General features: G+C 41.2%; 5 protein-coding genes. All 5 read right to left on the bottom strand.

From position 1 onward, the window contains the following. Positions 1 to 59 precede the first annotated feature (59 nt). Positions 60 to 5534: a trifunctional serine/threonine-protein kinase/ATP-binding protein/sensor histidine kinase gene (locus V7K97_RS10610; protein ID WP_334800876.1), complete on the bottom strand. Its 5475-nt coding sequence runs from the start codon at positions 5532 to 5534 to the stop codon at positions 60 to 62. A 74-nt stretch (positions 5535 to 5608) separates the two neighbouring features. Further along, the gene (locus tag V7K97_RS10605) at positions 5609 to 11077 is read right to left on the bottom strand and encodes a trifunctional serine/threonine-protein kinase/ATP-binding protein/sensor histidine kinase (RefSeq protein ID WP_334800875.1); all 5469 of its coding nucleotides are present in this window, start codon (positions 11075 to 11077) and stop codon (positions 5609 to 5611) included. Between the two features lie 74 nt (positions 11078 to 11151). After that, positions 11152 to 16923 (bottom strand): trifunctional serine/threonine-protein kinase/ATP-binding protein/sensor histidine kinase, encoded by a 5772-nt coding sequence (locus V7K97_RS10600; protein ID WP_334800874.1) that lies wholly within the window; start codon positions 16921 to 16923, stop codon positions 11152 to 11154. Between the two features lie 73 nt (positions 16924 to 16996). Beyond that, complete coding sequence (locus V7K97_RS10595; protein WP_334800873.1) at positions 16997 to 18805, bottom strand: hybrid sensor histidine kinase/response regulator; 1809 nt, start codon at positions 18803 to 18805, stop codon at positions 16997 to 16999. A gap of 352 nt (positions 18806 to 19157) precedes the next feature. After that, positions 19158 to 21440: an ATP-binding protein gene (locus V7K97_RS10590; protein ID WP_334800872.1), complete on the bottom strand. Its 2283-nt coding sequence runs from the start codon at positions 21438 to 21440 to the stop codon at positions 19158 to 19160. Positions 21441 to 21616: the final 176 nt, after the last annotated feature.

The following is a 21616-nucleotide window of genomic DNA, read 5'->3' as shown; positions in this document are numbered from 1 at the left end:
GAAACTTCCAGATTTAGTATTCCCAGATATATCAAGTTTTTTATAAACAAGAGCAAAAATTACACCGGAATTTCAATGACAAATTCTGCACCCTGTCCTGGTGCGGAAATACAGCTTAACTTACCCCCATGTTTTTCTACCACAATCGAATAGCTAGTTGATAATCCCAAGCCTGTCCCACTACCTACTGATTTCGTCGTAAAAAATGGATTAAATATCTTATTCTGCACTGACTCGCTCATCCCTATACCGTTGTCTGCAATGCGGATAACTACCTTTTTTGCTTCTATGAATTCCGTCTGAATTATAATAGTCGGTTGGCGATTTATATCTGATGATTCTAAAGCATCAATGGCATTGTTGATCATATTCATAAATACTTGATTCAGAGCAGAGGCATAACAATTAACTAAAGGCAGGTTTCCATATTTGTGAATGACTGCAATCTCTGGATGTTTACTATTACTCTGAAGTCGATGTTGCAAAATTAACAGAGTACTATCAATACCAGAGTGAATGTCTACTGGTTTCATTTCTGATTCATCCAAGCGGGAAAAGTTTCGCAGTGACAGCACAATTTGCCGGATACGATTTGCTCCAGTTTTCATCGATTTCAGCAGGTTTTGTAAATCATCCACCAGAAAATCTAGTTCAATATCGGCAATTTTCTCGGCAATCTCTGGCAATGGTTGCGGATAGAGTTGCTGATATAAATTATTTAATTCAATTAAGGATGCAACGTATTCACCCGCAGGTTCTAAGTTGCCATAGATGAAATTAATCGGATTATTAATTTCATGAGCAATCCCAGCAACTAACTGTCCTAACCCGGACATTTTTTCGACTTGAATTAGTTGGGCTTGAGTTGAGTAAAGTTGATCGAGTGTTGATTCTAGCTGAGTGGCTTTTTCTGTGATTTCCTGGGTGCGTTCTTCTACTTTTTGTTCTAGAGTATGAGAATAGTCTTCTAATTTTTGATAGAGTTGCGCGTTCTCTAGAGAAATAGCTACTTGAGTAGTGAGGAGTTTGAGAACTTGTAGGCGATCGCGTGTAAATGCTCCCACTGTCAGGTGATTTTCGAGGTATAAAATACCAATCAATTTACCTTGGTTGAGAATTGGCGCACAGAGAACACTCTTGGGTGAATGGTGCAGCATATAAGGGTCAGCCGCTAAGGTTGGATCGACTATTGCATTCTCAATTACAGCCAAGGAGAGGGTATTTTTGACTCGATTAATCAGGGTAACGGGTACTGTTTGACCATCATCAAAGGGTAGCGAACGCAAGATAACGTGAGGCTGTTCGAGTTGAGAAAGGGCTTCAATTACCCAGCGCGAGCCTTTTGGCATCAACAACGCACATTTATCAGCTCCCGCATTTTCGAGTATGACTTGGAGTAGGGTTGAGAGTAATTTCTCCAACTCAATTTCACTCGAAAGCGATTGAAAGGCTTTGAGAATGGTTGCCAGATCGAGGGCTTCACAGAGGCTAGTATTATTGAAAGTGGAAGTTTGCAGGGTGGGAGAGGAGATAGCAAGCATCGTTTCCGTCAGTTTAAAAGATGGTTGCTGTTTTTGACTAATTGTGACGAGGAGTTGGGGATAGCGGGTTTCTAAATCAACTACTTTGGCTTTGGCTCCCCAACGGGTGTAACAATAATAGGCTTCCGTCATGTAAACTTGAGCGATTTTTTCTTTGTCCCAATCGAGATAGAATTTGGCTGCAAGTTCGTTGGCTAATGCTTCTTCGTTGAGGAATTGGTTTTCTTTGGCAAGGGTAATGGCGCGATCGTACTGTTCCATTGCTGTTAATTTGTTGCCGGAAACTCGACACTTTTCTGCCTCAACTAAATGCCATTTATGCAAGTGATTCATTGGGGCATTGCGCGCCCACTGGTGCAGAACAGTTTGATGGGTTTCTACCTGAAGAATAATCTCCGCTTGCTCTGTCTCTGGCTGGACGGGGAAAAGTGCTAGATGAGTTAAAGCAGCATAAAAATGGAAAATCGGCACAAAAATCGATCCTGATACAGCCATTAAACACAGCTTGGCTTGATCAACATAGTTGAGTGCATCTGGATAATTCCCAAAATAGTAAGCAAGCAACAATTTGTAGATATAGGCTTGGGCGATCGCTGTTAGGTCATTATCCTGCTGGTGTTTAGGTAGCATCAACGTTTCATTGTAGGTATTGCCAATTAAGCAATGTGGTTGAGTGACTAGTTCAATTAAGTTTTCTGCCGTTTGTTTTCCCAGATCCACATATACTTGAGCAGAATATTGTTTCACCTGAGCCAATGCCACGCTATAATCAGCCATGTCTTGAATAAAACTATTCAGTTCTGCACCACTAAAAAACCTAGCATTACTGTGGGTAGCGAGGGCATAACCAGCATATAAAAAATCTCCAGTTTCTATGCCAGTGTGGTATGCTGCTTTCAAAATTGGGATTGTGGCATCCAATGGCTCTTGGTAATGTTGAATAAAGCAGCCAAACAGAAACATCACAACGGATTTAATCTTTTGGATATTAAATTTTTCCAGTAAACTTAGAGCCAATTTACCAAAAGCATAGCCTGCGGAAGTATCTTCCAAAAAAGCACACAATACCATACCGTGAATAGCATACCCAGTTGTTGATGGCACAGTATTGCCTGATTGCAGAGATAAACTCACCATCATTGAACTAAGCAAGGGTAATAAACTGGGCATTCCTTGGATAATTGGTGAAAACAACATTCCCATTACTTCCATTGCGGCCTGAGTGGTGGGATCAGTCGTTAATGGCAGATCGATCAAATCTTCAACTTGTCTACCTTCGAGTTGTGTGGTAAGGATTTGTAGCATTTTACTAGTCTTAGCTCCGTCAGCTTCTGTAGGCAGTTCCACCCCCAATTGCCCTAATGCGTTTCTGCCAACTGCGATCGCTTCCAACACATTACTTTGTAAAACTTGCGCTGCAATTTGAATTTCATAAATTTTAATTTTGTCTAAAATCGTTTGAGCTGATTGCAATACTATTGTTGCTATCTGTTCCACGCCATCAAAGTCACCATTCAAATAAGCAACTTCCGCAGCCGTCACATAGAGACTCAGAGTCAATTCATACTGATGTTGCCAGCAGTTTGTTTGTAATAGCTTAATCCCCGTTTGCAAATAAACCCTGGCTGCGGCGTAAGCTGTAGAATTTTTCGCCTTGACTCCAGCTTGCAAATTCAGTTGAGCTAATTCTTGGCGAACGCTAGGTTGAGTAATTAACTCCATTCCTAAATTCAAATGCCCGACAATATCAAACAGTTTTTCCTCAAGCTCTATTGGGGAGAAATTTTCTCGAAGTAACTGTCCTATTTGGAGATGAGTTGCTGTTTTTTGGTCATCGGGAATCAGGGAATAAGCCGCTTGCTGTACTCGGTCATGTAAAAATTTGTAACTTGCTAATTGCTCATTGCTAATAGCTATTTGTTGATTTCTATTAGCAATTAACAAATAGCTATTAGCATTTTCATCTTGATAAAACTTATAAACATCACTGAGCGGTAAAATCAACCCGAATTGTAATGCTTTCCACAAATCAGCAGCCGTCTCAATTGAAGGTTTTGACGAAACAATTGCTAAAGTTGCTAAATCAAACTGGTTGCCAATACAAGCAGCTAACTGCAATATATCTTGAGTGGATTGAGGCAGTTTTCGTAATTGCAATGCCATAAAAGCAACAACGTCATCTGTAACTGCAAGAGTTATCACCTGTACAATGTCACATTGCCAACAGCCTAAATAAAAATCAAATTGAATCAGATTTTCTTGATGTAATGCTTTCAGAAACTGTGTAGCAAAAAATGGATTTCCTTTAGTTTTTTGATAGACTAATTGAGAAAAATTCCCTGCCAAACTCTCTGTACATTTAAGTGTGTCAGCAACTAATTGATTTACTTGCACTTGACTCAGTGGTGCTAAAGTAATCGTGTTAATCGTTGCTTGGCTTTTTTGAATGTCGTTCAAAGTCAACATCAATGGATGTCCTGGGTTGACTTCGTTATCACGATAGGCACCAATTAATAAAAGATGCTTTGTATCAGCCATCAATAACTGTATTAAGTTCAGTGATGCCGAATCTGCCCATTGCAAATCATCTAAAAACATCACTAATGGATGTTCAAAACTTGTAAAGACTTGGGTAAATGTTTGAAACAATAAATTAAAGCGATTTTGTGCCGCCGTTCCTGATAATTCTATAACGGATGGTTGTTCACCAATAATTCTTGATAGTTCGGGGATGACTTCAATAATTACCTGTCCATTTTCTCCAACTGCCGATAATATTTGGTTTCTCCATTGCTGGATTTGGACATCACTTTCACTTAACAATTCTCCAATTAAATCCCGAAATGCTTGTACAAATGCCGAAAAAGGAATATTGCGCTGAAACTGGTCATATTTTCCTTTGATAAAATAACCGCGTTGTCGCACAATCGGCTTATGAACTTCGTTGACAACTGCTGTTTTTCCAATTCCCGAAAACCCAGCTACCAGCATCATTTCTGTGGCACCAAGGCTGACTCGCTCAAATGCTTGGAGTAGAGTTGATACCTCGGTTTCTCGTCCATAGAGTTTGTCGGGGATGATGAAGCGATCGCACACATCCCTCTGTGCAATTTCAAAACCATTAATTACACCAGTTGATTGTAGCTGATGTAAAGAACTTTCTAAATCAAACTTCAGTCCCAAGGCACTCTGATATCTATCTTCGGCATTTTTTGCCATCAATTTCATCACGATCTCACAGAGAACTTGAGGAATCTCTTCCCTGTTAAGAGTCCCCTGTCCCCTATCCCCTAAAAGTGGTGTAATTTTTGCAATGTGACAATGCACCAACTCCATTGGATCGTTTGATTGAAATGGTAAAATTCCAGTCAGTAATTCGTAGAATGTCACACCCAGAGAATAAAAATCAGTCCGGTAGTCAATCCCCCGATTCATCCTTCCTGTTTGTTCTGGGGAAATATAAGCTAGTGTCCCTTCTAATACATTGGGATTGATTAGTGTCTGTGTTTCCCGTGGTAGTAACGAGGCGATACTAAAGTCGATTAATTTAACTTGTTTGGTTTCTGGATTAATGAGAATATTGGCGGGTTTGATGTCTTTATGAATAATTCGCTCGCGGTAAAGTACATCTAAGGTGTTGCATAGTGCGATCGCTATTTCTAAAAACTCCATCAAAGATTCTACATTTCCCCCAACTCCCCACTCCTTGAGAGAAATCCCCCCAAAGTCTTCCATCACCAGCGCATAACCATTCTGATAGGGTTCCAGACTGTAGGTTTGGACGATTAGCGGTGAGTTGAGATTTTTGGCAATGGTGTACTGATTGCGAAACGACAAGAGTTCATGGAAGTTGGGATAAGGATTTTTCAGCAGTTTAATCACTACAGGTAATGAGTCGGTTTCTCGATAGCCTCGATAAACCAGGGTTCTGGAACCATTGTAGAGTAAATCATAGATGCGATATCCGGGAATCTTGACTAAAGTACTAACCATCTTCCTAAATCCTTGAGATTTCCAGATTTAGTATTCCCAGATATTTGAAGTTGTTTACCAAAAACCGCCAAAAATCATACCGGAATTTCAATGATAAATTCTGTACCCTCACCCAGAACTGAGTGAAAACTCAATTTTCCGCCGTGGGTTTCTTCAACAATTTGACGAGCGATCGCCAACCCTAATCCTGTCCCTTTACCAACAGCTTTCGTAGTAAATAAATGGTCAAATACTTTTGATTTTACTTGTTCGTTCATCCCCTTTCCATTATCCAGAATGGTAATTTTAACGCTAGTATTCTCGATTGAGGTTGTAATTGTAATGAGATTGGGATTGGCTTTAATTTCTTCAAAGCTGCGTCCAATATTTGACTCTTCCAAAGCATCAATAGCGTTGGCTAAAAGATTCATAAATACCTGATTTAATTGACCTGGGAAGCATTCAACCTGAGGTAAATTCCCGTAGTTGGTGACAACCTCAATGGCGGGACGTTGTTCATTAGACTTGAGACGATGTTTCAAAATTAAAATGGTGCTACTAATCCCTTCGTGAATGTTAAATGGTACTTTGTAATCTTGATCGGCACGCGAGAAAGTACGTAAACTGGTGCTGATGTTTTTCAACCTGTCGCACGCCATGGACATGGAATCAATCATCTTGGGTAAGTCTGATAAGCTATAATCTAGGTCAATTTCTTCAGCGTGGTCTTTGATTTCATCACCTGGATTTGCAAAGCTTTCCTGATAGAGTTTTAAGTGTTCAACAATATCAGTAAACGTTGGTTTAGCAAGTTTGAGACTGGCAGCAATAAAACCCAAAGGATTATTCATTTCGTGAGCGACACCAGCAACTAAGTTGCCCAGTGCTGACATTTTCTCACTTTGCACCATTTGTAATTGAGTTTGTTGTAAATCTTGCAATGCTTGTTGCAAATCTTCTGATTTTTGCTGCGATTCGGCGAAGGACTGCTCTAGCTGTTGGGCATATTGCTGCGAGCGCTTGTAAAGTTGGGCATTTTCCAAAGAAATTGCAGCTTGGGCGCAGAGTAAATTGAGTAGTTCCACGCGATCGCTTGTGAACGCCCCCGTCGCTAAATTATTTTCTAAGTACAAAATGCCCAGGAACTTACCTTGATGTAAAATTGGGCTACACAAGATACTCTTGGGTTGCTGACGCATGATATAGGGGTCATTGACTAAGGTCGGATCAGCCGTTGCATCAAGTAGTACAGCAGTCTGCCTATTGTTCTTCACTTTGTAAATCAGCTTCAGAGGAATGTCCTGGCTGTCTTCAATGGGAAGGCGCTGCAACACGACGGGTTCGGAACCCTCAATAATTGACCCTTTAATTAGTAAGCGTTCACCTTTGGTGTCGCGTAGCGAATCGTCTGGCAACAGCATTAACACACATTTATCAGCCCCCGCATTTTCGATGAGGATTCTAAGTAACGATGAAAGCAGTTTTTCCAGTTCGATTTCGCCGGAGATACTTTGGGAAGCCTTGAGAATAGCTTTGAAATCGAGGGAATCAGAGACGCTGGAGGAAGAACTAGTGGAGGTGACTGTACCTGTGGCGAAGACGGTTTCGTTAACCGAGAAAGCAGTGCGAGTTTGTTGGAGGATAGAAGCCAGCAGTTGAGGATAGCGTCTTTCTAATTCAGCAACTTTGGCTTTCGCACCCCAACGAGCATAGCCATAGTAGGCTTCAATCATGTAGTCACTAGCAATGCGCTGTCTGCCCCAGTCGAGGTAGAATTTAGCTGCGAGTTCGTTGGCTAAGGCTTCTTCTTGGATATATTCGTTGGCTTTGGCTCCAGATATCGACAAATCGTAAAAGTCAATGGCTTCGGCTTTTTGCCCTAACACTCGACATTTTTCGGCTTCTACTAAATCAACCTTATGCTGGTAATTCATTGGAGCATGGTGCGTCCAGTGCTGTAACTTGGTTTGGTTTTGTGTTACCCGCTCTAATGCTTCTGAAACCTCAGATGACGATTGGCTCAACTGTGCTGTGGCAATCAAAGAATCATAGAAATAAAATACAGGTTCGCCGACTAGTCCCGCCACAGCCATTAAATAGTTTCTGGCTAAGAGTGCATAATTGTTAGCTGGCTCAACTTCTCCAAACAAAAAGCAAAGGGTCAGCTTATACAAATAGAATAAATACAACCCATTTAGGTCATTCGCAGACAGCAGCAAGGACAGAAATTCCGCTTCTTGCAGGGCTGACCCAGACAAAATGGTGGGATGCGACCCAACTCCCAGTAAATTTAAAATAGATTGCCAATGGATTAGGCAGTAATTGGCTGTTGTCAATTGGTTAATTTGCACCAAACCATTGTAGTAGGTGCGCGTATCCTGCTCTAAAGTAACAAGGGGCTGACCGCACCAAAAAGCATTTAGACAGAAACAGTAGGCACTATTTCCAACGCATTGTATGTTTCCGACTTCTAGGGCAGTTGCATAGCCTTCTCTCAAGAGTGGTAACGTTTCTTTGATATGAGATTTGCGGTGTAGGATAGCCCCTGCCAATGTCATTAATACCTCAGGTTTAGTTGCTTTAGCATTGAATTTTGAGACGACATTCAATGCCAACTGACTAAACTGCACTGCTAAATCCACATCTTGTGAGAGATTACAGAGAATGACACCATAGCAAACATAGTGATAAGCTGAAATAGCGATGTTTCCGTACTGCAAAGACAATTTGACTGATAACGAAGTCAGTAATGGGAACAAGGGAGAGCCAGAGAGGTAAATTGGTGTCATGAGGCTGGTGGCCATCTGGATAATTGCAATTTTGTTTGCATCATTCATGACGCTGAGGTGAACAAAATCTTCAATTTCCCTATCTCCAATCAGTTCGCTAATCTCTTGGATTGACTGTTGAATATCTGTTGGTGTGGGTGATTCGGGAAAAGTTACACCCAACTGTTGCAATATCTGTTGACCGATCGTAATGGCTTCAATCAGTTTATTACGAGAGGAATTTGCTTGAATGCTAAGGCGGTAAACATTGACTTTTTCCAGTAAAGAGTGTGCCTGTTTAATAACAATATCAATCAACTGTTCCATCGCCTCAAAATCGCCGCACAACATTGCCAATTCCGCCGCATCATCATGGAATGATAGCGTCATTTCATATTGCTGCTGCCAAGCATTTTCTCCCAGGATTGATAATCCAATGCTGGCATATTCACGCCCTGCTTGATAGGCGGTGGCACTTTTGGCTTTCCGACAAGCAATCAGGTTAATTTGTGCTAGTTCATCTCGTTCTGTTTCTTGGGTAATTAAAGCAGTTCCGTAATTTAATTGATTGACGATTTCAAAAATCCGGTCAACTCTAGCTGCTAGAGGAATCTCTTGTAAAAGTAGTTGTCCGATTTGGTAATGAGTCGTCTGTTTTTGGTCGTGGGGAATCAGAGAATAGGCAGCTTGTTGGACGCGATCGTGTAAGAATTTGTATGTAACAGTCTCTTGATTTTCTTGAGTAATTGCAAGACTATCTTGCCCAACATAAAACTTATAAACATCACTGAGCGGTAAAATTAATCCCTCTTGTAATGCTTTCCACAAATCAGCAGCCGCCTCAATTTCAGATAATTCTGAAACAATTGCTAAAGTTGCTAAATCAAACTGGTTGCCAATACAAGCAGCTAACTGCAATATATCTTGAGTTGATTGTGGCAGTTTTCGTAATTGAACTGCCATAAATGCCACAACGTCATCTGTAACTGCTTGAGTTCTCACCTGTACCATGTCACATTGCCAACACCCTGACTCCAAATCAAATTTAATCAGGTGTTCTTGATGCAATGCTTTGAGAAACTGGGTGGCAAAAAACGGATTCCCTTGAGTTTTTTGAGAGACTAATTGAGAAAGAGACCATGCCAGAGTTTCTGTACATTTCAGTGTGTCAGCAACTAACTGATTTACTTGCCCTTGACTCAGTGGTGCTAAAGTAATCGTGTTAATTGTGGCTTGGTTTTTTTGAATCTCGCTCAAAGTCAACATCAATGGATGTCCTGGGCTGACTTCGTTATCACGATACGCACCAATTAATAAAAGATGCTTTGTATCAGCCATCAATAACTGTATTAAGTTCAGTGATGCCGAATCTGCCCATTGCAAATCGTCTAGAAACATCACTAATGGATGTTCAAAACTGGTAAAGACTTGGGTAAATTTTTGAAATAATAAATTAAAGCGATTTTGCGCCGCCGTTCCTGATAATTCTATAACGGATGGTTGTTGACCAATAATTCTTGATAGTTCGGGGATGACTTCAATAATTACCTGTCCATTTTCTCCAACAGCATCTAATATTTGGTTTCTCCATTGCTGGATTTGGACATCACTTTCACTTAACAATTCTCCAATTAAATCCCGAAATGCTTGCACAAATGCCGAAAAAGGAATATTTCGTTGAAATTGATCGTATTTTCCTTTGATAAAATAACCGCGTTGGCGAACAATTGGTTTATGAACTTCGTTGACAACTGCTGTTTTTCCAATTCCCGAAAACCCAGCTACCATCATCATTTCTGTTGTACCAAGGCTGACTCTTTCAAATGCATCAAGTAAGGCTTGAACTTCGGTTTCTCGTCCATAGAGTTTGTCGGGGATGATGAAGCGATCGCACACATCCCTTTCTGCAATTTCAAAGCCTTTAACTATACCAGTTGACTGTAGTTGATGTAAACAATTTTCTAAATCAAACTTCAATCCCAAAGCACTCTGATATCTATCTTCGGCATTCTTCGCCATCAATTTCATCACAATATCTGAAATCACCTGCGGAATTTCTTCCCTGTTCCCTAAAAGTGGTGGTGGAAGTTTTGCAATATGACAATGCACCAACTCCATTGGCTCGTTTGAAGCAAAAGGTAACTTGACTGTGAGTAATTCGTAGAATGTCACACCCAGAGAATAAAAATCAGTCCGGTAGTCAATCCCCCGATTCATCCTTCCTGTTTGTTCTGGGGAAATATAAGCTAGTGTCCCTTCTAAGACATTGGGATTGATTAGTGTCTGTGTTTCCCGTGGTAGTAAAGATGCAATACTAAAGTCGATTAATTTAACTTGTTTGGTTTCTGGATTAATGAGAATATTGGCGGGTTTAATATCTTTATGAATAATCCGCTCCCGATATAATATATCTAAGGTGTTGCAGAGTGCGATCGCTATTTCTAAAAACTCCATCAAAGATTCTACACTTTCCCCAACTCCCCACTCCCTATTCCCTACTCCCCACTCCTTGAGAGAAATCCCCCCAAAGTCTTCCATCACTAACGCATAGCCATTTTGGTAAGGTTCCAGGCTGTAGGTTTGGACAATCAGAGGTGAGTTGAGATTTTTCGCAATGGTGTACTGATTGCGAAACGACAAAAGTTCAGAGAAGCTGGGATAAGGGTTTTTGAGCAGTTTAATCACTACCGGCAATGAGTCAGTCTCTCGATACCCTCGATAAACTATGGTTCTGGAACCATTGTAGAGTTGTTCGCTTACCTTGTATCCGGGAATACTGACTTTTATACTTACCATAGAGCTAAATCCTGAAAACTTTCAGATTTAGTATTCCCAAATATCTGAAGCTGTTTACCAAAAAAAGCCGGAAATTATACCCTAATTTCAATGACAAATTCTGTACCCTCACCTAGAACAGAGTTAAAGCTCAATTTTCCACCGTGAGTTTCTTCCACAATTTGACGAGCGATCGCCAACCCTAATCCTGTCCCTTTACCAACAGCTTTCGTAGTAAATAAATGGTCAAATACTTTTGATTTTACTTGTTCGTTCATCCCCTTTCCATTATCCAGAATGGTAATTTTAACGCTAGTATTCTCGATTGAGGTTGTAATTGTAATGAGATTGGGATTGGCTTTAATTTCTTCAAAGCTGCGTCCAATATTTGACTCTTCCAAAGCATCAATAGCGTTGGCTAAAAGATTCATAAATACCTGATTTAATTGACCTGGGAAGCATTCAACCTGAGGTAAATTCCCGTAGTTGGTGACAACCTCAATGGCGGGACGTTGTTCATTAGACTTGAGACGATGTTTCAAAATTAAAATGGTGCTACTAATCCCTTCGTGAATGTTAAATGGTACTTTGTAATCTTGATCGGCACGCGAGAAAGTACGTAAACTGGTGCTGATGTTTTTCAACCTGTCGCACGCCATAGACATGGAATCAATCATCTTGGGCAAGTCTGATAAGCTATAATCTAGGTCAATTTCTTCAGCGTGGTCAAGGATTTCTTCACTTTTGTTGGGTAAACTTTCTTGATATAGTCCGAGATGTTCAACAATATCAGTAAATGTAGGTTTAGCAAGTTTTAGACTAGCAGCAATAAAACCCAAAGGATTATTCATTTCGTGAGCTACACCAGCAACTAAATTACCCAATGCTGACATTTTCTCACTTTGAATCATTTGTAGTTGGGTTTGCTGCAAGTCTCCTAGGGCTTGTTCTAACTGTTGAGACTTCTGGATGATGGCGGCTTCGGCTTTTTTGCGTTCGCTAATATCTAGCGTCACCCCATCCCAAACCACAGAACCATCAGCTTGTTTTTCTGGTTGAGAGGCCATTTGCACCCATTTCACTTTCCCAAAAGGTGTAATAATCCGTAGTTCCTCTCTAAAGGGTGTGAGATTTGTGGCTGAATTGATAGCTGCTTGCGTGAAAGCTTCCCGATCGTCTGGATGTTCCATTTCTCGAAAGTTGGTGACTCCATTCATCAAGTCTTCTGGTGGTACTTCGTAGATAGCCGCACAACCAGAACTAACATAGGGCATGGAAGCTTTGCCATCCGTATCTATCCGGAACTGGTAAATTGTCCCCGGCAGATTATCAGCTAGTTTCTGGAATCGAGCTTTACTGGCTTTTAACTCTATCAAGGTTTGTTGAGACTCTTGATACAGTCGGGCATTTTCCAAAGAAATTGCGGCTTGAGCGCAGAGTAAGTTGAGCAGTTTAACGCGTTCGCTCGTGAACGCCCCCCTTGCTAAATTATTTTCTAGATATAAAATGCCCAGCAATTTCCCTTGATGCAAAATCGGGCTGCACAAGATACTATAAGGCTGCTGACGCATGATATACGGGTCATTGGCTAAGGTCGGATCAGCGATCGCATCCATCAGGACAACAGTTTGATTGTTGTGCTTGACTTTGTAAATTAGCTTGTGGGGAATATCTTGACTCTCCTCAACCCCAAGGCTCTGCAACACCACTGGTTCTGTCCCCAGAGTCATTGAGCCTTGAATCAACAGGTGACTGTCTTGCAACAGCATTAACACGCATTTATCAGCCCCCGCATTTTCGATGACGATTTTAAGTAACGATGAAAGTAGTTTGGACAGTTCGATTTCACTGGAGATAGTTTGGGAAGCTTTGAGGATAGCCGTTAAATCTAGAGCTACAGAGGCACTACTGCTAGAAGTGGCAGAACTTGTGGAGGTGACGGTTCCCAAAGCAGAGATAGTTTCCTGAGTGGAAAGGAGAGAACGAGTTTGCTGTAATATGGGAGCAAGTAATTGAGGATAGCGTGTTTCTAGATCAACGACTTTGGCTTTTGCACCCCATTTTGCGTAACAATAGTAAGCTTCTTGCATATAGCCTGTGGCGAATTTTTCTTTGCCCCATCCGAGGTAGAATGTAGCTGCCAGTTCGTTAGCTAAGGCTTCTTCTTGGATATAGCCGTGTTCTTTAGCAAGAGCAATAGCGCGATCGTAGTGTTCGATCGCTTCCTTGTAATCTCCCAGAACTCGGCAAATTTCAGCTTTGACGAGATGAAATTTGTGAAGAAAATTCATGGGGGCATGATTAGCCCAGACTTGCAGTTGATTTTGATTCTCCTCGACTTGATTGAGGTATACCGAGCGTTGTGCTGGTTCTAATGTTTGGGCAAGTCCTAATAATGCCAGCGAGAAATAAAAGTTATGAACTGTGGTATAGATTTTACCACTTACAAAGTCAATGTAAGTCTTCGCTTTGTTTGCATTTTCAATGGCTTTCGCGTAATCACCTTTGAAGTAGTAAAGATTACATTTGGCAAAGTAAGCACCAAACAAAACTATATTTTGTTGCTTCTCTTTCAAGTACTTAAATGTATCTTCCTCATTGAGATTTTCAAGGCTAATCAGTACATCTCCATCAGATAAATCTTTTAGGTTTAATCCTATTTGTTGCCAAATTGCAATTTCATTATGTACGTGCTCAATGTTGCGGCTGAGATTTTTATATTTTTTGTAGATATCATCTACATCATCAAGAAATGCACCTGTTAGAAAATAATAACTACAGTATTCTTTCAAGCTGTACAGGGCATACTCTACATCCCCAGTGTCTAATCCGCTTTGAACGGACTCTAGCAAACCATCAATGGTTGCGGAAACTGGCTCTTTCCAAGCACATACACTTGAATAGAAGAGTTGATATACCTTACTTTTCAGGAAATGAGCATTGTATTTCTCAAGGATTTTGAGCGAAAGCTGACCAAATTGGTAACCCAATTCAATATTATCCATAGACCCACAGAGTAAGACACCATACAAAGCGTAGGCATAGGCCGCAATCGGTGAATTACCATGCTGATTGCATAGTTTGAGCATGGTAAGGGTTACTGGCAACAGTAATTCAGGTTGGTTGGTATAGGCAGCAGGACTGACCGCCATTAGAATTTCCATTCCTTTGAGCTTTGCGGGATCACTCATCTCCGGTAGGTTCAATAGTTGATCAAAATTAACGCTGATAAGAGGTTCGGATTCTAATTCAATGCCTAATAGGTTTATGGCAAGTAAGGCTACATCGATTGCTACCTGAGGTTCTCCACAGACAATATTCAGTCGCATCTTTAGCTCGTAAGCTGCACATCGATCGAGTAAGTTATCCGTTTCATCAAGAATTGTTTCAATTAAATGAGATGCTGATTCAAAATGGCCTGAAATAGTTTCAGCTTCTGCTCTTTGTAGAAACAATTCCAGTGATAGCTGATACTGCTTCTTCCAAAAATCCGTAGCTAATAAATCAATACCATTAGCAAAGTAGTTAGAGGCAGCTTCATAAGCAGTAGAGTTCCTTGCTTTATTTCCTGCGGTCAAATTTAATTGTGCAAGTTCTTCACGTTTCGAGGGATCAACAATGAATGAATTGCCGATGTTAAGATGGCCAACAATTTCAAAAAGCTGCTGTTCTTGATCTGCCTGTGAGAGATTCTCTAGGAGCAAGTTTCCAATAAGATAATGAGTGAACTGTTTCTGATCGTTAGGAATCAGAGAATAAGCAGCTTGCTGAACGCGATCGTGCAAAAATTTGTATGTAACAGTCTCAATATTTTCTGGTGTACGTGCAAGAGTTTCTTGCCCGATATAAAACTTATACACATCACCTTTCGGTAAAATCAACCCTTCTTGTAATGCTTTCCACAAATCCGCAGCCGTTTCTATTTCTGATTGTTCTGAAACAATTGCCAAAGTTGCTAAATCAAACTGATTCCCAATACAAGCAGCTAACTGCAATACCTGTTGAGTTGATTGTGGCAGTTTTCGCAATTGAAATGCCATAAAAGCAACAACGTCATCCGTAAGTGCTTGAGTCGTAACCTGTACAATGTCACATTGCCAACACCCTAATTCAAAATCAAATTGAATGATATTTTCTTGATGCAATGCTTTGAGAAACTGGGTGGCAAAAAACGGATTCCCTTGAGTTTTTTGATAGACTAATTGAGAAAGAGTCCATGCCAATATTTCTGGACATTTTAGTGTGTCAGCAACTAATTGATTGACTGTTAGTTGACTCAGTGGGGCTAAATTAATCGTATTAATCGTGAACAGTGCTTTTTGAATCTCGCTCAAAGTCAACATCAAAGCATGTGCTGGGTTGACTTCGTTATCACGATACGCACCAATTAACAAAAGATGCTTTGTATCACCCATTAAAAGCTGCATTAACTTCAGTGATGCTGAATCTGCCCACTGTAAATCATCTAAAAACATCACTAAGGGATGTTCAGCACTAGTAAAAACTTGGGTAAATTTTTGAAACAATAAATTAAAGCGATTTTGTGCCGCAGTTCCTGATAATTCTGCGGCTGGTGGTTGTTCGCCAATAATTCTTGATAGTTCGGGAATGACTTCAATAATTACCTGTCCATTTTCGCCAACAGCATCTAATATCTTGTTTTTCCATTGCTGAATTTGGACATCACTTTCTGTTAACAATTGCCCCATTAAATCTCGGAAGGCTTGGACAAAGGCACCCAAGGGAATATTCCGTTGAAATTGGTCATATTTCCCTTTGATAAAATAACCGCGCCGTCTGACAATTGGTTTATGAACTTCGTTGACAACTGCTGTTTTCCCAATTCCCGAAAACCCAGCTACCAGCATCATTTCTGTTGCACCAAGGCTGACTCTATCAAAGGCTTGCAATAGAGTTGATACTTCGGTTTCTCGTCCATAGAGTTGATCGGGGATGATGAAGCGATCGCAAACATCCCGTTGTCCAACTTCAAAACCATTAACTATACCAGTTGACTGTAGCTGATGTAAACAATTTTCTAAATCAAACTTCAGTCCCAATGCACTTTGATATCTGTCTTCACCATTTTTTGCCATCAATTTACTGACAATCTCGGAGACTACAGACGAGATTTGTGGGTTAATTTCATGTATTAGGGGTGGAAGTTTGGCAATATGACAATGCACCAACTCCATCGGATCGTTTGATTTAAATGGTAATTCTCCCGTGAGTAATTCGTAGAATGTCACACCCAGAGAATAAAAATCAGTTCGGTAATCAATCCCCCGATTCATTCTTCCTGTTTGTTCTGGGGAAATATAAGCGAGTGTACCTTCCAACACATTGGGATTGATTCGTGTCTGCGTTTCCCGTGGTAGTAAAGATGCAATACTAAAGTCGATTAATTTAACTTGTTTGGTTTCTGGATTAATGAGAATATTGGCGGGTTTGATGTCTTTGTGAATAATCCGCTCGCGGTAGAGTACATCTAAGGTGTTGCAAAGTGCGATCGCTATTTCTAAAAACTGTTGTAGAGACGCAATATATCGCGTCTCTACAGAGGCGAAATAATTTTTGAGAGAAATCCCCCCAAAGTCTTCCATCACTAACGCATAGCTATTTTGGTAGGGTTCCAGGCTGTAGGTTTGGACAATCAGAGGTGAGTTGAGATTTTTAGCAATGGTGTACTGATTACGAAACGACAAGAGTTCAGAGAAACTGGGATAAGGATTTTTTAGCAGCTTAATGACTACAGGTAATGAGTCAGCCTCTCGATACCCTCGATAAACTAGGGTTCTGGAACCATTGTAAAGTTCTTCGCTGATGCGATATCCAGGAATACTGACTAAAGTCAAAGTGCTAACCATACTGCTAAATCCTTAAGACTTCCAGATTTAGTATTCCCAGATATCTGAAGCTGTTTAACAAAAGAGCCGAAAGTTATACCGGAATTTCAATGATAAATTCAGTACCTTCACCCAGAACTGAGTTAAAACTCAATTTTCCGCCGTGAGTTGATTCGACGATTTGACGTGCGATCGCCAACCCTAATCCTGTGCCTTTACCAACGGCTTTGGTAGTAAATAAATGACCAAAAACCTTTTGTTTTACTTCTTCATTCATCCCTTTACCATTATCTTTAATCTTAATAATTAATTTCTGCCGATCGTCGGTAATTTTAGTACTAATTGTGATGCAATTGGGATGAGCTTTAATTTCTTCAAAACTGCGTCCAATATTTGACTCTTCCAAAGCATCAATAGCATTTGCCAAAATATTCATAAATACCTGATTTAACTGCCCAGCGAAACATTCTAATAATGGGATCTGACCATACTCTTTGATAACTTGAATTTCTGGGCGATTTTCCGAAGCTTTGAGGCGATGTTTGAGAATCAGAATAGTGCTGTCGATGCCATCATGAATATTACAAGCAACGGGGCGATCGCTATCAGCACGAGAGAAGGTTCGTAAGGAAGTACTAATATCCCGAATCCGCTTCACACCTTCTCGCATAGAACCCACTAACTTAGGTAAGTCTTCGCGGATGTAATCGAGGTCAATTGCTTCAATTTCGTCTTGAATTATTCTACTGGGAGTACAATATTCCTGTTGATACAAATCCATTAAGCCAAATATATCTTTGATATAATCTAAAGCGGGTTGAATATTGCCGCCCAGGAAGCCGACAGGGTTATTAATTTCATGTGCCACCCCCGCGACAAGGTTTCCCAGCGCCGACATTTTTTCACTTTGCACTAATTGCACTTGAGTGCCTTGAAGTTCTGCTAGTGCTTCTTCTAGATTTTGTTTTTGTCGTTGGAGTTCTTCTTGTGCTTGCTGACGTTCAGTAATGTCTTCGGTCACAAATAAAATGCCGAATATATTCCCTTTAGCATCACGTAGAGGCATCTTGCTTGTATCCAACCAAACTTGCTGACCATCCGCCCGTCGAGATTGCTCAATGATATGAAATTCTGCTTGACCAGACTCCATGATCCGGCGATCGCACATGACAAACCAATCGGATTCTTCTTTGCTCGTCTGTAAATCATAGTCGGTTTTACCCACAATTTCATCAGGCGAACTTAAGTTTAGGACATCAGCCAAACTTTGATTACAGCCGAAATAAACTGAATTGATATCTTTCCAGCCTACCCAGTGGGGAATAGTATCAAACACTAAGCGCATCAATTGTTGAGTTTGCTTCAGGGTTTCAATCGATCCAAATAATTCCTGGGTTCGTTCATTAACTCGTTGTTCTAGTTGCCCAGTGAGTTGTTGTAGTTCTGCATTTCTGGCTTCAAGAGACTGGCTTAATTGGTTAAGCTTTAAGTGAGTTCGCACCCGTGCTAAAACTTCACCTTGTTGAAACGGTTTGGTGATGTAGTCAATGGCTCCAAGTTCAAAGCCTCTGACTTTATTTACCGATTCAGAAAGGGCGGTGACAAAGATAATTGGAATATTTCGGGTTTTGGGATTGCCTTTGATGCGCTGACAGGTTTCAAAGCCATCCATACCTGGCATCATCACATCCAGTAAAATCAAAGACACAGGAGTATGTTCTAGTTGCTGTAAAGCGCCCTCACCACTGGTGGCGATCGCAACTTCAAAACCAGCATTGGCTAAGGTATCTGAAAGCACCTTCAAGTTATTTGGTACATCATCGACAATGAGAATAATGCCATTGTCAAACTGACTGGTAACAGGATTGTTAAATGTAACGGAATTTTTAGAGAATGCTGTCATGGCGAAAATGGGGATTGGGGATTGGGAATTGGGGATTGGGGATTGGGGATTGGGGATTGGGTTTTCAAACCCTTCTTGAAGCACCTGAGTCTTTGGAGATCCCCCCAACCCCCCTTAAAAAGGCTTGCCTCTTAGAATTTCTTTTCCCCCCCTTTTAAGGGGAGCCAGCGCGGTCTTCTCCCAAGGGGAGACGCTAAAACCGATGGGGTCTCCCCAAGTTTGAAAACAGTCCCTAATACGACACGGCGTAAATAAAGCAACCATTTTAAATAGCCAGAAAGCCTACAAAATAAGCATTCTTTCTTTTTACTTTTGCCTTTTTACTTTTGCCTTCTTGTACTAGTCCCTTTGTTCAGGGAAGATACTGCTCAATGAATGTTCGGATTTTTTCAGTCTGGAAATTATCTGCATACTCACGTACTGCTTTCACAAATGGTTGGTACTGCTCATCTATTTTTTCCAAACTTTTTAGCTGTTGCTCGATGGCCATCAAGCGTCCCTGCAACGCCAATGTGTGCAACTGCGACAAAACCTCCTCAGTCGGGGGAACGATCTCATCTGGGGTGGATGAAGATATTGCTTCGGAGTTGGCACTCATCGGCTCCACAGCAATGGAGTTTTGGTCATAAATCCATTTCAGATTTAGGTATTTTTCCAACAACTTCAGTAGCGCTGAGGCTTCTACAGGCTTGGGTAAAAACGCATCGGCTCCAGCTGTGATACTCTCATTTTGGTTACTTTCAAATACACTAGCTGAAGAGGCGATCGCTGGAACATTCTGCAACTCAGGAATCTGTCGCAACTGTCGCAGCATCTCATAACCATCCATCTCTGGCATCATCAAGTCTGTAATAATCAGATCGGGATGAATCTCCTTCGCCTTTTCCAATCCTTCCCGACCGTTGCTGACGGCAATCACTGCAAAACCCAAAGGTTCCAGTAAACTGACTAAAACTGACCGATTCTCCCAACGGTCATCAACTGCCAGCACCTGGCGTTGGCTGCCTTCAAATCCGACAATCTTACCTTTCTTAGTTGTTCGCAGAGTTGCCGCCCATTCTTTGGCTTCGGGAAGTTCGACCTCAAACCAGAAGGTGCTACCTTGTCCCAGTTGGCTTTCCACATTTAGGGTGCTATCCATCATCGAAACGATTTGCTGACTAATTGCTAGTCCTAGTCCAGTACCTTCTCCTTGTTTCTTCACGTCACCCACTTGTTCAAAGGGTTGGAAGATTTTCGTGAGTCCAGATGGCGATATCCCGACTCCTGTATCTTCGATCTCAAAGCGAACTCGATAGATTCCAGTTTTCAGTTTGTCAGTTTTAACGCGAAACGTCACCCCGCCTTCCTCAGTAAACTTAATGGCATTCCCCAATAAGTTAATCAACACCTGGCGTAGGCGTTTTTCATCGACTGTAATTCCCACGGGTAAATCAGAATCAGGTTGATAGTTAAAGGGAATTCCTTTTTGATTAGCCCGAACGCGCATCATCTCTGCAATGCCTTCTAGAAGTGCCGGGAAATAGGCATCGTCAGGGTAAAGTTCCAACTTGCGGGCTTCGATTTTGGCGATGTCAAGAATATCATTGATCAGATTGAGCAAATGATTGCCACACTGATAGATGATATCCAGACCTTTTTTACCTCGTTCTGTTAAGGGTTCACCACCTTGGAGAATTTGGGCATAGCCCAGGATGCCATTAAGTGGAGTGCGTAGTTCGTGGCTCATGTTAGCCAGAAACTCGCTCTTGGCTTGGTTTGCAGTATCGGCTTTTTCTTTGGCTTCTGCTAGTTCTAGCGTTCGTTCTTCTACCTTTTGTTCTAAGGTAGCAAAGGAGGTTTGCAACTGTTTGGCCATACTATTGAAAGATGCCGAAAGTTCTCCAAGTTCATCGGTGCGCTGGCTCGGTAGGGTTGCATTCCAATTCCCCGTTTCTAATTGCTTGGCGGCGTTATTGAGTTGTAAAATAGGTAGCACAACAAGCGATCGCGATAGCCAACGCACTAAAACTACCGTCAGTAACAACACAGCGAAAAAATTTACCAGAGCAAATTCCGCTACCGAATATTCTTGGCGCACCACAGAACTTGCGTCTAGTTCAACCACCAAAAATCCATTCACCCGTCCCTGAACATTGGCAATTGGAGCATAGCCGTAAAGAAGAATTTCGCCATTTGTAGTTTGGTGAAATTCTGGCTCAACAAAGGGTGCATTCCGGGCAACGGCTGCATACAAATCATCTAAGGACTTGATGTAATCCATGCCAATCAATACACCTTTGCTTTGATCGTTCGGGTCGTAGTTTAAGACATAGACAAATTTTTTATTTGGTTGCTGGCGTACCGTATAAATACGCTTGATATCTTTACTGGTTGCTTGAATGGCTACAAGTTTATCTTGATTAATTTTGTAAAACGCCGAAGTGCGATCGCTACGCTGGAGAACCAATCCGTGATAATCGCTATCGATTTGGGGAACTGCCAGACTGACAATCGCCAAAAGACGATTACGGATTGCCTGCCGTTGACTAGAGTACAACTGCCAATACATCCCCGAAGCCAATGTTCCAGCCATCAGTGCGATTAGCACTGAATAGGAAGCAATGATTTTTGTGCTGAGGTTCCAATTTTGCACTGGTGTGGCTCCTTTTACAGCCCAAAACTACTAATATGAGCAAGTATATTATTAGTCATTGCCCAATTATTTCTAAGATGCCCACTTCATCTGTAAAATGAACAATTGGTTATTGGGCATTGGGAAAGAGGAGGCAGAAATAAATTCTTTAATTTTGAATTTTGAATTGATTTCTC

The organism is Nostoc sp., from assembly GCF_036917815.1.
Lineage (GTDB): Bacteria > Cyanobacteriota > Cyanobacteriia > Cyanobacteriales > Nostocaceae > Nostoc.
The sequence above is the reverse complement of the archived record's forward strand: the minus strand, read 5'-3'. Positions and strand labels throughout refer to the sequence as shown.

Bases quoted from the DNA above. Each gene is read 5' to 3' on its own strand.
- V7K97_RS10610 (WP_334800876.1), bottom strand. From the start codon at position 5,534: ATGGTTAGTACTTTAGTCAAGATTCCCGGATATCGCATCTATGATTTA.
- V7K97_RS10605 (WP_334800875.1), bottom strand. From the start codon at position 11,077: ATGGTAAGTATAAAAGTCAGTATTCCCGGATACAAGGTAAGCGAACAA.
- V7K97_RS10600 (WP_334800874.1), bottom strand. From the start codon at position 16,923: ATGGTTAGCACTTTGACTTTAGTCAGTATTCCTGGATATCGCATCAGC.
- V7K97_RS10595 (WP_334800873.1), bottom strand. From the start codon at position 18,805: ATGACAGCATTCTCTAAAAATTCCGTTACATTTAACAATCCTGTTACC.